General features: G+C 55.4%; 14 protein-coding genes. All 14 read left to right on the top strand.

Going from position 1 to position 13990, the window contains the following annotated elements:
• The first annotated feature begins 52 nt into the window (after positions 1 to 52).
• The 14 genes from truA (at position 53) to HQL65_15145 (ending at position 13874) form a co-directional block, all read left to right on the top strand.
• Positions 53 to 787, top strand: coding sequence for a tRNA pseudouridine(38-40) synthase TruA (gene truA, locus HQL65_15080; GenBank protein ID MBF0137558.1), 735 nt, complete (start codon positions 53 to 55; stop codon positions 785 to 787).
• Between the two features lie 61 nt (positions 788 to 848).
• Complete coding sequence (locus tag HQL65_15085; protein ID MBF0137559.1) at positions 849 to 1658, top strand: undecaprenyl-diphosphate phosphatase; 810 nt, start codon at positions 849 to 851, stop codon at positions 1656 to 1658.
• Positions 1659 to 1669: 11 nt separating this feature from the next.
• A complete protein-coding gene (locus HQL65_15090) occupies positions 1670 to 4288 on the top strand; it encodes a hypothetical protein (GenBank protein ID MBF0137560.1) in 2619 nt (872 codons plus the stop codon).
• 3 nt (positions 4289 to 4291) lie between these two features.
• On the top strand, positions 4292 to 4615 hold the full coding sequence (locus HQL65_15095; GenBank protein ID MBF0137561.1) for a J domain-containing protein: 324 nt from the start codon (positions 4292 to 4294) through the stop codon (positions 4613 to 4615).
• Positions 4615 to 5277, top strand: a complete 663-nt coding sequence (grpE, locus tag HQL65_15100) for a nucleotide exchange factor GrpE (GenBank protein MBF0137562.1) — start codon at positions 4615 to 4617, stop codon at positions 5275 to 5277. The genes HQL65_15095 and grpE overlap by 1 nt, the downstream gene beginning before the upstream one ends.
• A complete protein-coding gene (locus tag HQL65_15105; protein ID MBF0137563.1) occupies positions 5270 to 7051 on the top strand; it encodes an Hsp70 family protein in 1782 nt (593 codons plus the stop codon). Before grpE ends, HQL65_15105 begins: the two co-directional genes overlap by 8 nt.
• Positions 7052 to 7070: 19 nt before the next feature.
• The gene (locus HQL65_15110) at positions 7071 to 7418 is read left to right on the top strand and encodes a hypothetical protein (protein MBF0137564.1); all 348 of its coding nucleotides are present in this window, start codon (positions 7071 to 7073) and stop codon (positions 7416 to 7418) included.
• A 366-nt stretch (positions 7419 to 7784) separates the two neighbouring features.
• Positions 7785 to 8507, top strand: coding sequence for a DUF3782 domain-containing protein (locus HQL65_15115; GenBank protein MBF0137565.1), 723 nt, complete (start codon positions 7785 to 7787; stop codon positions 8505 to 8507).
• A gap of 132 nt (positions 8508 to 8639) precedes the next feature.
• Complete coding sequence (locus HQL65_15120; protein MBF0137566.1) at positions 8640 to 8939, top strand: YciI family protein; 300 nt, start codon at positions 8640 to 8642, stop codon at positions 8937 to 8939.
• Positions 8940 to 9012: 73 nt separating this feature from the next.
• Positions 9013 to 9585, top strand: coding sequence for a DJ-1/PfpI family protein (locus tag HQL65_15125; GenBank protein MBF0137567.1), 573 nt, complete (start codon positions 9013 to 9015; stop codon positions 9583 to 9585).
• A 125-nt stretch (positions 9586 to 9710) separates the two neighbouring features.
• A complete protein-coding gene (locus tag HQL65_15130) occupies positions 9711 to 10670 on the top strand; it encodes a HAMP domain-containing histidine kinase (protein ID MBF0137568.1) in 960 nt (319 codons plus the stop codon).
• Positions 10670 to 11152: a chemotaxis protein CheD gene (locus tag HQL65_15135; GenBank protein ID MBF0137569.1), complete on the top strand. Its 483-nt coding sequence runs from the start codon at positions 10670 to 10672 to the stop codon at positions 11150 to 11152. The genes HQL65_15130 and HQL65_15135 overlap by 1 nt, the downstream gene beginning before the upstream one ends.
• Positions 11153 to 11211: 59 nt before the next feature.
• Positions 11212 to 11805 carry an arylesterase gene (locus HQL65_15140; GenBank protein MBF0137570.1) on the top strand — a complete coding sequence of 198 codons (594 nt, stop codon included), beginning with the start codon at positions 11212 to 11214 and terminating at the stop codon, positions 11803 to 11805.
• 323 nt (positions 11806 to 12128) lie between these two features.
• Positions 12129 to 13874 carry an EAL domain-containing protein gene (locus tag HQL65_15145; protein ID MBF0137571.1) on the top strand — a complete coding sequence of 582 codons (1746 nt, stop codon included), beginning with the start codon at positions 12129 to 12131 and terminating at the stop codon, positions 13872 to 13874.
• Positions 13875 to 13990 lie beyond the last annotated feature (116 nt).

Raw genomic sequence — 13990 nt, forward strand, 5'->3', positions numbered from 1 at the left:
CATTCAGGGCGGGTCTTTGGCTGACACTCTGGCTGGTGTTCCGGCTGAGTCCCTGGTCCGTTTTCGTCTGGATATTGAATATGCCGGGGAGGGGTTTGCAGGGTGGCAACGGCAGGCATCCGGCACAACTCTGCAAGGGGTCCTGGAAGACGCACTGGCGCGGCTGTGTGGGCATCCCGTCACCCTGATGGGTGCGGGACGGACGGATGCCGGCGTGCATGCCCTGGGCCAGGTGGCTCATTTCGATACGTGCCGTCCGCGTCCGGAAAAAGTATTGGTGCGTGCCCTCAACTCGACCACGCCTCCGGCTGTCACTGTCTTGCGCGCCGTGCAGGTTCCCAGGACCTTCCATGCCCGCTATTCGGCCCGTTACCGCGAGTATTTCTATCGCATCAGTGATCGGGAGACCCCGCCAGCCCTGGAAAGGGGGCGTCTTTGGCATGTTCCGTTTGCCCTGGCAGAGGACAAAATGCGACGGGCGGCGCAGGTTTTGTTGGGAACCCATGATTTTTCCGCCTTTCGTGCCGCCAAATGCCAGGCCAAATCCCCAATCCGGATCGTCAGTCGCATGGAAATTCAACGTCTGGAAAAAGAGATCCGGATCGTCATGGGAGCCAACAGTTTCCTGCACCATATGGTCCGGAATATTGTCGGCTCACTCGTTCTGGTCGGGCAGGGGAAAGAGTCGGTTGCCTGGTTTGCCAGGATTTTTGCAAATCGGGATCGTACCCGGGCAGGGGCAACCGCCCCGCCCCAGGGTCTCTATTTGAACCGGATTCTTTATTGATCACGCGGCCTCCAACACGGTTTGAGCAAACCGGATCAACACATCAGGAAAGGCGGCAAGCATGGACGCAATCCAGGGCATCGTTCTCGGACTGATCCAGGGGATTACCGAACTTCTGCCGGTTAGTTCCTCGGGACATTTGATTCTTGTCCCTTATTTTTTGGGATGGCAGGATCAGGGGCTGTTGTTCGATATGGCCCTCAACACCGGGACCCTGTTGGCCCTGATGATTTATTTCCATAGAGACATCATGGAATTGACAACAGGATGGTTCAGGTCATTCCAGGGTGGTCTGGCTGACAATCCCCATGGTCGCTTGGCATGGGCCGTGGCACTGGGCACCATTCCTGCCGGCGTGGCCGGAATTGTGATCAAGGATTTTGTCGAGGGGTCTGGTCGGGATCCGAAAATTGTGGGCAGCACATTGATTTTTTACGGTATGTTGCTTTGGTGGGCTGACCGGCGCGCCTCTCTGAGCCGGCAATTGTCTCTGCTGACCCTGCGCGATGCCCTGTTGATCGGTCTGGCCCAGGTCCTGGCCCTGATTCCCGGAACCTCCCGGTCCGGTATCACCATGACCGCCGCTCTCCTGCTCGGTTTCAATCGGGATGCCGCCGCCAGATTTGCCTTTCTCCTGGCCATTCCCATCGGAGTGGCCGCCGCCATCCTGGACATAAAAGAGTTGTTGCACGCCAACATCACCAGCGCCGCCTGGGAAAAAATCGGTATTGCCTTTGTCGTTGCAGCCCTCTCTGCCCTGGTTGTCGTTCATTGGCTGCTTGGGTGGGTGCGCCGCCACACCATGACCCCGTTCGTGGTCTACCGGGTTATTCTTGGCCTCATCGTCTATTGGCTGGCTTTTGGACGGTAGGGGTTGGATTCATGGCTCGATCAAAACGGAAACATGCCGGCAAGGCGGTCAAATCTGTCCAGCCCATGCGCCCCGAAGATGGAACCGCGCTCCTTCAGGATGGTCGTTGGCGGCAGGCTATTGATTTTTTCAAGCCATTGGCCAAGGAAGATGCCCAGTATCGGGAGCCTTTGATCAAGGCCTATCATGGCCGGGCGCAGGAGCTGGCAGGCAAGGGGATGTTCACCGAGGCCGTTGCCATGCTGGAAAATACCCTCCAGTTGGGTGGACCGCCGCTGGAACCGACCCTTTATTTTCCCCTCCTCATGCAGGCCAAATGGGTGGGCAAGGGGGTGGGATTGCTGTTGGCGGAAGAGACATCCTGGCGCAATGAATTTCCCGATCTCTGGGAAAAAGGTCAAGAGTGGCTGGCGGTTCTTCTCCTGACGGGTGATGCGGAAGTCTTGCGTGCCCTGCCGGAAAAATCTCCCCTGCCTGCCCAGAGGGATTGTCTCCTGCAAGCCCTGACAGCCTGGCAGAAAGGGGATGACGCCACAGCCGGGCAGAAACTCAGGGAGGTTCCCCTGCGTTCCCCTTTTCGTCGCTGCCGCATCGTGCTGCAAGCCCTGTTGGAACCGGATGCAATCCGGGCAGGACAGCTTTTGGATGCCATTCCCAGGGACTCCCTGCTGACGGAGTGGGCAGATGTGATCAGGAGCATGCGGGATGATCCTGCCAGGCAGGGGACAGTGCTGCAATCCTTGTCGGAACCAGGTTTTCGTCTGGCCGGACGTCTGTTGGGCATGTCGGAACATCATCAGTCCCTGTTCCGGGATATTGCCGGCAAGGCCGGTGAACCCAAAGAGGTTTTCACCAGGATTTTGAAGGCCAGAAATCCACCCTGGTCCCCGCAGGAAGCCGAGCAGGTATGCCTGGCCCTTTTGCCGTTCCATCCCTCCGGTATGCAGCACCATGAAAAACAGTTTGGACCTCTGGTTGCGTGGCAGCGATACCGATTGCAGGCCATTCATGAGGAACGTGCAGGGCTTTCGTCGTCTGCGGTGCATGGCTGGAATGTTTGTGCAGAAATGTTGCGCAAGGACTCTGACAACCAGGTCAACCGTCTGCGCATGGCTGTCATCTGTCGTCATGTGGCGCAACTGCTCAGAAAATCCGACAGGGACCATATCCCGAAACTGAAGGAGAGCCTGGATCATGATCCGGAGCATCGGGAAACCTGGTTGGCCGTGCTGGCCAGTCACGCCCAGGATGCGCAGCCAACCGAGCGTCGTCATTGGGTTGACAGAGCCTTGCACCATTTTCCCCAGGATACAGCTATACTGGAAGCGGCCATGGATCTGGCCTTGGCCACCAAGGCTTTCAAAAAGGCTGCCAATCTGGCCCGCAAAATTCTGGAACAGGATCCCATACACGGCAGGGTACGGGTCAAGATGATTCGTGCCCATCTTGCGCATGCCCGCAAGCAAATGAAAGCTGGGCGTCAGGATCTGGCGGAAAAAGAGGTGGAGCAGGCCAGAACCATGGATCGTGCAGATGCCCCCGATGCCACCTTGACCATTTTCCGGGCGTTGTTGGCCACGATCAAAGGTGACCAGGTCGTGGCCGGGGAGCTGTTGTCCGCTACCGGACAATCCCTGCATTTGCCTCTGGGTGCTGCCTTTCTGGCCGCCGTGGAAGCCAGACGCCTGCATTTGCCCATCAGCATGATGAAAAATTACCAAAATTCGTTCTACGAATTATTGAAAACCTCCCGGGAGTTGAACGATCTGGGACGCATGGTGGAGATTGCCCGGGAATCCATGCCTGTCACCGATGCCGCAGTCAAAAAGGTGCTGGAACCCGTGCAGCAGGAGTTGCAACGTCTGGCCCGAGGTACCTGCTCCCGACAAACTTTTGAAATGCTCTGTGAATTCTGGCTTGAAAATGATCTTTTCGATATTTTGAGAATTTTTGCCAAACAGGGATCGCGACCGTGGCCTGATCAACCAGTCTGGGTATATTACGAAATCTATGCAAAAACCAGAGGGATTGGAAAAAATTTTCATTTGTCCGATTTGAGTAAATTGAAAATGGCTTTGCAACAGACACGGGATTCCAATGACTATCGTCTTGCCGAGCGCATTCACCGGTTCGTGAGACTTCTGGACAGCGGTTCGTCGCCCTTCAGAATGCCATTTTTTGGTGATTTTGATGAGGATGACGGGGATGAATTTGATGAAGATGCGTTTGATGACCTTGATGCATCTTCGCTGCCACCCGATAATCTGGTTTTCATGATGTTGCGCATGATGCTTGATGAGACACTGCCGGGTTGGCGTCACAAGGAACGTTCCCTGGCCAGGAATCTGGTTATGGAATTACTTGGGAAGGCTCCCTTGCCTGAGCAGGATGTTGAACTCATCGTGGAAGCCTTTTTGGATCAGGAGATGACCAAATTTTTTGGGGAACCATCCCGGGAATCATCCGGGGAACCTTCCGGATCCTCTGGGGAACCGTCTCGGGAGTCATCCGGTGAACCGTCCGCTAAACCGTCCAGGAAGTCACCTGGGAAAGGGTCCAGGGAGCCATCCGGGAAACCCTGTTTTGAAGACCCCCGTCAGCGTAAACTGGATTTGGATTTTGATGAGTGAGCCATGGTTGATCCCTATAAAATACTTGGGGTGGGTGTCGATGCCGACGATGAGGCAATTCGCAAGGCCTATTTGCGACTGGTCCGGGAATTTCCCCCGGAGCGGGATTCGGAACGATTCCAGGTCATACGGCGTGCTTATGAAACCCTGGAAAATCAGCGGAAACGCCTGGAGTATCAACTTTTTGCGACGCCGGAGGTCGATGTGACGCCGTTGTTGACCGCCTGTCTGCGACAGAGAAACCCGCAACGTCTTGATATTGGTGAATGGTTGAATGTGTTGCGTCATGCGTTGAAAGAGCATCGTTTCATTGGAGGTGACAGGTGATGCAGGAGACCCAAGAACTCTTGCTGGAACAGTTCCGGGTTTTGTTGGAGCAGTCCAAAGAGGAAGATGTTCCGACCGACAGTGTTGTTCCTGATCTTCAGGCGCTGTTCATCGAGCTGGTCGCCCTCAAAAACGAGGTGCGCATCGAATCACGCCAGGTCAAATCCGCCCTGGATCAGTTTCGGCAGGTGTTCGAGCTGGTGGATGGCAGCCAGAAAAGTTTGCAGCGGGAACTGGAACGCACCCGCGATGAAGAACAGGGACGCCTGCGTTCCCTGTTGAAAAAATGGTTGTTGGAAATGCTGGAGGTCCGGGATCGGATGGAGGCCGGATTGGCGGCCATGGAGAGCCATCGCCTGCCGCGTCTGGTACGGTGGTTTTCTCCCGGGGAAGCGGCCTGGCTGGAAAGCATGCGGGCCGGACAGACCCTGGTTCTCAAACGCCTGGATGCCATGCTGGCTGCCCGACAGGTGCGGGCCATTCCGGCCATCGGGGAACCTCTCGATCCCCACTGCATGCGGGCCGTGGCCACCGCCTGGCAGGAAGGGGTCGCCGAAGGTGTGGTCATTGAGGAAGCCCGCAAGGGATTTTTCTGGGAAAATGATATATTGCGTCTGGCAGAGGTGAAGGTCAACCGGCGGGAAGGTGAATCGAATGACTGAGATCATCATGGGCATTGATCTGGGCACCACCAATTCGGAGGTTGCCGTGTTTCAGAATGGCCAGATGCGGGTGTTGGCCAACGCGGCAGGTGAACGCATTGTGCCCTCTTTTGTCGGACTGGCCGATGATGGCACCCTCCTGGTCGGGCAACCCGCCCGCAACCAGTATATCGTTCATCCCGAGCGCACCATCAAGTCGATCAAACGACGCATGGGCGAGGCCATCCAGGTTGCCATGGGGAGCGTATCCTATACGCCCCAGGAAATTTCGGCCATGATTCTGCGCCATCTGCGGGAAATCGCCGAGGCCGCCTTGGGACATGCCGTGCAAAAGGCCGTGATCACGGTTCCAGCCTACTTTTCCGACGTGCAGCGGCAGGCCACCCGGGAGGCGGGAGAGATTGCGGGTCTGGAGGTGGTGCGCATCATCCAGGAACCCACGGCAGCCGCCCTGGCCTACGAGGCCGGACATCGGGGCAGCCGCCGCATCCTGGTTTATGACCTGGGTGGCGGAACCTTCGATGTCTCTGTGGTCCGCATCGAGGATGACGTGGTGGAAGTCATCTCCAGTCATGGTAACAACCATCTGGGAGGCGACGATTTTGACCAGAAGATCGTCGATCACCTCGTGGCCCATCTGCAACAGGAGCAGGGGATCGACATCAAGTCCGATGCCCTGGCCATGGCCCGCCTGCTACGCAGCGCCGAAGCCTGCAAACGTCAACTCTCCGATCATCCCTTCGCCACCATCGAAGAAGAATATTTGACCGAACAGGCAGGCAAGCCCATCCATCTGGTCAAGGAACTCTCCCGCCAGGAATACGAGGAGATGATCACGCCGTTCATCGAAGAGACCCTGGCTGCGGTCCATACGGCCCTGAACGGGGCGGGTCTGACGGCTTCCGCCATGGATGAGGTTTTGCTGGTGGGCGGGGCGACCCGAACCCCTCTGGTTCGCGAGCGTTTGAAGGAAGTTTTTGGTCTGGTTCCCCGGAGTGAAATCGATCCGGACCTGTGCGTGGCCATGGGAGCGGCCATCCAGGCCGCCGTGATCGGCGGGGAAAAAGCCTCTTCTGTATTGGTGGATGTCACACCCTACACTTTCGGCACCAATGTCGTCGGTGAGCTGGATGGTTATTGGCGGCCTTTTGTCTTCTCGCCGATCATCCGCAAAAATACCCCGATTCCGGTGAGCAGGAGCGAAGTTTATTTCACCATGAGTGACAACCAGAAGATCGTCGATGTGAGCATCTATCAGGGCGAGCATCTGGATGCCCTGCAAAATATCAGGATTGGCGATTTTCGGGTCGAGGGGTTGAGTGCTGTACCCTCCGGCAATGAAATCATTCTGCGCCTGGACCTCGACCTGGATGGCATCCTGCGCGTGACTGCCCGGGAAAAGCGTACCGGTCTGGAAAAACACATCACCATCGAAAATGCCATGACCAAACTGGGCGAACAACACCTGAACGAAGCCCGTTCTCGGGTGGCGGCCCTGTTTGCTGACAACGCAGATGAGGCAGACGTAACAGAAGATGCCGATGACCAGGGCAATCCCGTTCCGGCCCCTGCCAGGAACCATCAGGATGTGGTGCAGGCCAAAGCATTGGTGGAAAAAGCCGAACGCATGCTGGAACAAGCCACACCCGATGACCGGGAAGAGATGGTCAACCTGGTCGAGCAAATCCGGGATGGTCTGGCCGCCGGAGATACGGCAGCCGTCAAAAAAGGGTGCGAAACTCTTGCCGAGATTTTGTTTTATCTGGAAAGTTGATGCCGGTTGAAGAGTTGCCGTGGAACGCTGGAAAGTGGATGCCGGTTGGAGAGTTGCTGTGGAACGTTGTCCGATTTGTCGAGGTACCCTGGGTGAAACAGGCCAATGTCAGCGTTGCGGTGCCGACCTGGCCCCCGTATTTCAGGCACGGAAACAGGGTCGGATACTGTTGCAACAGGCCGTGGTCTGCATGGTGGCCGGTGATGACCAAAAAGCCCTGGAATTGTTGCGTCGGGCGGCCCTGTGGCACAGGCAACCATTGATTGATCGGCTCTTGTCTCTCCTGGAAAACAGGGCGCAAACCATGGACGGCCTCGATCACCGTTTTGGCTGCCTGATACCCGGACCCAGATGCATGATCGTGTGACGAACCGGTTTCAGGACGCAGTCGATATGAAATTTCGCGGTCATATCGACTGTGGGAACGCAGAGTGATTGTCTCCCCTGCCAGATTCTTTCATTACACGACTTGGAAGGTCAGGTTTCTGTGTGGTAAAAACAACTTTGGATATTGAGCCAAATATTCAATTTGAATCACGGCAGTTGATGTAACAATAACATGAATCAGGTGAGTTGTTTTGACTGCTGGATAAACAAGGTTCCCAGTTCCCAACGGGTTTGCAAAGAGAGTGCATGCTTTCGTCAACCGCACACTGAAAACATTCACTGAGGGGGATCATTTCTGGTACACTGGCCAACAGGCAGCATCGTGACCCGTTGTCAGGAGGAAACCATGTCGCAAACTTTGACCGTCGATGATATTTGGAAGCTTTTTCAGGAAACCAACCGGATATTCAAGGAATCGGAAGCCCGGTCCAAGGAATCAGCAGCCAGATTGGAACATGATCTCCAGGAAACCAGACGGATCATGCGGGAGAATCACGCCGAAACCGAAAGGATCATGCGGGAGATTCGGGAAAACAGTGCCGAATCCGAGAGAAAAATGCGGGAAAACAGTGCCGAAGTCGAAAGAAAAATGCGGGAAAGTCATGCTGAAACCGACCGCGTGGTCAAGGAGGTTTCAAGACAGGTAGGCCAATTGGGAAGTCGCTGGGGGGAGTTTGTGGAAGGGTTGGTTGCTCCGGCTTGTGAAACCATTTTTGCCGAACGAGGTATTCCCATTCACAAAGTCAGCCCCCGCATCAAAGCCAAACTGCCTGGCAACCGACACATGGAAATCGATCTGCTGGTCATGAATACGAGCATGGTGGCTTTGGTTGAGGTCAAAAGCAAATTGAAGCATGATCATGTTCGAGAACATTTGACGCGATTGACTGAGTTCAAGGAATTTTTCCCGGAATATGCGGACAGGCGGGTGATGGGAGCCGTGGCCGGCATTGTGATTGAAGAAAGTGTCGATCGCTACGCCATGAACGAAGGTTTGTTTGTGATCGTGCAGTCCGGTGATGCCGTGCATCTGGCGAATGACACAGCCTTCCAGCCTCGCATCTGGTAGGATTTGTTTTGCAGGTCACCGGGAACAAAGGGTGGTGACCCAAGATGACCTGACCGATTGTCACGATGCGCTCCACCGTAAATTCAAGGTGAACAGGTCATGGCATGGCACCACCGAACAAAGGAGAGAAATATGTACTATGCGATCATGGGAGAGGATGTGGAGAACTCTCTTTCCCGGCGGCGTCAGGTCCGACCGGCCCATCTGGCGCGTCTGGAAATTTTGACCCGGGAAGGGCGTCTGTTGTTGGCTGGCCCTTTTCCGGCCATATCCGCCGAGGATCCCGGCGAGGCCGGTTTTACCGGCAGTCTGGTGGTGGCCGATTTTGCATCGCTGGCTGAAGCCCAGGCCTGGGCCGATCAGGATCCCTACGTCGCTGCCGGAGTCTACGCCCGGGTCACCGTCAAGCCTTTCAAAAAAGTCCTGCCATGATGACCATCCGGGTTGTCTGGCGTTTCTGAAGTTGCTCCTGGTCGGGAGAGTGTGTCATGAGGGAGAGCGTGTCATGAAGAGAGTTCTGGTTCCCCTGGCCCAGGGATGCGAAGAGCTGGAAGCCGTCACCCTGATCGATCTGTTCCGCCGTGCCGGCATCGAGGTTGTTTCCGCCGGCCTGGATGACCAGCCGGTCAAGGCCAGTCGGGGCGTGGTCCTGATCCCGGATGCCACCCTCGATCAGGTGATCGGGCAGGAGTTCGATCTGATCGTTCTGCCCGGCGGTCTGCCCGGTACCGAACGACTCAACAAGGATCCGCGCATCAAATCCCTGCTCCAGAAAATGGCTGCCGCCGGCAAGTACGTCGCCGCCATCTGCGCGGCCCCATCCGTTCTGGCCAACGCCGGCGTGTTGCAGGGACGCAAGGCCACCAGCTATCCCGGGATTCTGGAAAAAATGTCCCTTCCCACGGTGACCATCCTGGATACACCCGTGGTTACCGACGATCGGATCATCACTTCCCGTGGCCCGGGAACCGCTCTTCTCTTCGGTCTCGACCTGATTGAAAAATTGGCCGGTGCCGCCAAACGACTCGAAGTGGCCAAAGGATTGCTTGTTGATTCCCATACCGGACTCCCCACCTGATTTTCGTCTTTTCTCGGCACAGATTTCACGGTATCCCACCTTTTTCCATCAAACGGGTGGCTCTTTGTTTCGTTGTCCTTTAGAATGGGGGGATGTCGTGAATTCAATATGCAGGGGATTCCATTGTGAGCAGAATGACGGATGACGAACTCATCGAGGAGCTGAAAGCCCGCTTTGACAGTACCAAGCAGGCCCTCCACGATGTCAAGATGGTTACGAAAAAGCTGGAAGTCGTCAACAAAAAACTTGAAGCTTCCGAAAGGGTCAAGAGCAACTTCGTCTCCCACATGAAGAATGAGATCAACAATCCGTTGACCTCCATCCTCGGTCTCTCCCAGCAATTAATGACCATGGAAGAGCCTAACCGGGAAATCGTCGCCTCGGTCAGCACCATGATCCATTCCGAGGCTTTCAATCTGGACTTCCAACTGCGCAACATTTTTGCCGCCGCCGAACTGGAGTCAGGTGACACGGAAATTCATGTCAACGTGGTGGATGTGGATACGGTCGTCATGGAAACTGTGGACTCCTTCGAACATGTCATCCTCCAGAAGCGTCTTTCCGTCGGATACAATCGAAAAGCCCAGTTTGATGCCAAGGAACACCTTTTTTTCAAGACCGATGCGGAAAAGCTTCAGTTGGTTTTTGCCAATTTGTTCTCCAATGCCATTGAATTCAATAAGGACGACGGCAGAATCTATATCGATCTGCGCATCCAGGACAATCGGCTCCTGCTCTCGGTGACCGACACCGGGGTCGGCGTGGACAAAAGCCAGATCAGCCGGATTTTCGACCGCTTTGTGCAGTTGGAATCCGGAACCACCAAAACCCATCGAGGCCACGGACTGGGCCTGAGCATCACCAAGGCCATCGTAGACATGCTGGAAGGATCCATCTCCGTCAACAACACCACCTTCGGGGCTGATACCACCACAGTCGTGGAAAACAAATCCGGGAAAGTGCAGCGATCGGGTTGCACATTCACCATTGCCATTCCGGAAGTGGAAATGGATGTTGACGCCGCCGCCTTTTCCGTGGATGGCAATGAGTTCTTCTTCGACGATGAGAAAATCGAGGCCTTTTGATGGGTTCGGACCTCAACCAACAAAAAGGAAACGACCCGTTTCTGTTGCCGGGACAACTTTTTGCCAAAAAAGGGCAATTCAAGATCACCACAGTATTGGGATCGTGTATTGCCGTCTGCCTGTGGGATCCGTCCCTGCGGTTGGGTGGCATGAATCACTTCAAACTCCCCCTCTGGAACGGTGATGGCCTCCCTTCCCCCAAATACGGCAATATCGCCATCACGAAACTGATTGAGGCCATGGTGGGAATCGGTTGCCGGAAAGCCTCCCTGAAAGCCAAAATTTTTGGCGGGGGTGCGGTCCTGCAAAGTTCCAGCGGCCTCCTCAATGTCGGCGAACGTAACATCAACGCCGCACGCGATATCCTGCGTGAACAGGGTATTCCCATCGTCGCAGCGGATGTCGGGGGAACCTCAAGCCGTAAAGTTATTTTTAATACCTACGAGGGTACCATACTTTTGAAAAAGGCCAGTTCCGCCTGACAGGGAATCTTGTCCGAGGGGTTCGGCGTGACGGCTCATGATGCAGGAAGGAGTCAACCATGCCAGGCTTTGGCATACCGGGAATCGGCAGCTTGCGTTCGGGTGGCATTCTTTGTTTTGGTGACAGTCTGACCGAAGGGTATGGTGTCGGGCATGACGAGTCCTACCCATATTTTTTGCAACAGCGTCTGCGGGAACAGGGCCACTCCCTGCGCGTCATCAATGCCGGCATCTCTGGTGAAACCACCGGTGATGCCCTGCAACGCCTGAAAAAAGCCATCCGGACCCAACCCGATTTTGCCATCATAGCCCTGGGAGCCAACGATGCTTTTCTGGGTGTTCCCCATGCCATCATGGAGGGCAATCTGGCGGAAATTATCGTGGCTTTTCAGCAGGCCGGCAGTCGGGTCATTCTGGGCGGCCTGGCGATCCCGGCCATTTTTGGAGTTCGGGATCCCCAACAATTTGCGGCCATCTTCCCTCAGTTGGCCATGCGTTACGGAATTGCCCTGGTGCCGGATTTTTTGGCCGGCGTACCCGGCCAACGCCGCTACAATCTTTTGGATGGCTTTCACCCCAATGGTGCGGGGTATGCACTGATCATGGAAAATGTCTGGTCCGTTTTGCAACCGTTGCTGCCTGTGCCCTCATAGGTTGAACATGAACGAACCTGGCAATGATCTCCTCGCCATCGCATTCCTGGCAGGGTTTTTGGGGGATTCAAGCATGCCAATTCGGGGTATCATGGCTCTGCTTTGGGACTGGATTGCTGTGCCGATTCGGTTCATGATTCACATGGTGTCGGGATGGCATTATACTGTAAACTGGTGAATGTTTCCCGCCAGGCAAAACGGGAACGGCGTTCAAGGCGTCCATATACGATAAATCCTTGACGGCAGGATGTGGTATTGGGAATCAGCTTTCTCTCCTGCGTGGGGTGAATCAAGAAGAAAGAGACGGGGTCAAAATGGGAAATATGCCAAACCCTCCGATCAATCAGGATATTCTGCCACAAGGTGCGTTTGATTTTTTCATGCTGGCGGAACAGATGCCTGATGGCGTCGTGATACACAAGGCAGAGCGGGTCTTGTTTGCCAACATTGTCGCGGCTGCCATGACGGGAGAAGAGAATGGCGCGATTCTGGCGCAACGCTCCTTCCTGTCCCTGTTTCACCAGGACTCCCGTCCGACCGTGGAAAACATGGTCCAAGCCTTGTTGCAGGGACCTGAGCAGTTTCAACCAACGGAAATGAAATGGTTGCGACGAGACTCCAGGGTCGTGCCGGTGGAAATCACCATGGCGCGTTGCCAGATTGGTGGAGAACTGGTCCTGATTTCACTCGTTCGTGACATCAGCAAACGCAAGGAGGCGGAAGAGCGCATCCTGCATCAGGCCAACTATGATACCCTGACCGGATTGCCCAACCGTGCCCTGTTCCTGGACCGTCTGCAACATGAATTGACCCGTGCCAAGCGCAGTCGCAGCCGTGTGGCCTTGATGTTCATCGATCTGGATCGGTTCAAATGGGTCAATGATACCCTGGGACATGCCGCCGGGGATCAGCTCTTGCGGGAGGCTTCAGCCCGGCTGCTCTCCTGCCATCGTGAATCGGATACGGTGGCCCGGCTGGGGGGGGATGAATTTACCGTCATCCTGCCTGACATGGCGCGTGGACCGCATGCCGAACGGGTCGCCGCGCAAATTTTAAAGGTGTTGGCAAAACCCTTCATCCTGAGTGGACAGGAGGCCTTCATCTCCGGGTCCGTGGGCGTCACCATCTTTCCCGACGATGGCAATGAACTCGATGAACTGCTGCGCAACGCCGACAGCGCCATGTATTACGCCAAAAATGATGGACGTAATGCCTACCGTTTTTTCACCCCGGACATGCAGGCCGAAGCCCTGGAAAAAGTGGCCCTGGAAAAAGATCTCCATCGCGCCATGGAACGCAACGAACTCGTCATCCATTACCAACCCATTTTCGACATACAAAAAGACCTTCTTGTGGGGGCCGAAGGGTATATGCGCTGGTTGCATCCCAAACGGGGCTTCATCTCGCCGGAATTGTTTATTCCCATGGCCGAGGAGATTGGTCTCATCGCCACCATGACCGAGTGGATGTTGCATACCGGATGTACGCAGGCCCAGGCGTGGCGCAGCCAGAAAAGCCATCACGCCAACTTTTTCATCTCCTTGAATCTCTCCTGCACCCGCTGCCGGGAACTCTCCACCGATGACAAAATTCCCGGAATTTTGCGCGACACCGGTCTGCCGCCCACTGCCCTGGTCCTGGAGATTACCGAGAATATTTTGAGCGAAGACAAGGTGCGGGCGATGTCCATGCTTGAACATTTGCAGCGTCTGGGCGTCAATCTCTGGCTGGATGATTTCGGTACCGGGTACTCGTCATTGAGCGTCCTGAAACGGCTGCCCGTCAGTGGGGTCAAGATTGACCGCGCCTTTGTCCCGGAAGTGACCCGGGATCCGGAAACGGGCCTTCTGGTCGAGGCGATCATGACCCTGGCCAAAAGCATGAAACGCAAGGTGATCGGTGAAGGGGTCGAAAGTCCCGAGCAAAAAGAGTATTTGCGCAGCCGTGGCTGTGATTATGCCCAGGGGTACTTTTTCGGGCGTCCCATGTCGGGAGAGGAGTTTGGCAAGTTTCTCGACAAGCACAACAACACCGGTATGACCCAGGAGTCATTGGCTGCTGCGTCTTGAATCTCCATCCCTGAGATGGTTCCCCTCCCGGGCTTCCCCTGGAAGCTGTCTAATAACTTGATAATTTCAAAAAAAAACGAATGAAAAACTGGGATGGAGGTCCAGGAGGAAGGGCT

This window comes from Magnetococcales bacterium (assembly GCA_015228935.1).
GTDB lineage: Bacteria > Pseudomonadota > Magnetococcia > Magnetococcales > DC0425bin3 > HA3dbin3.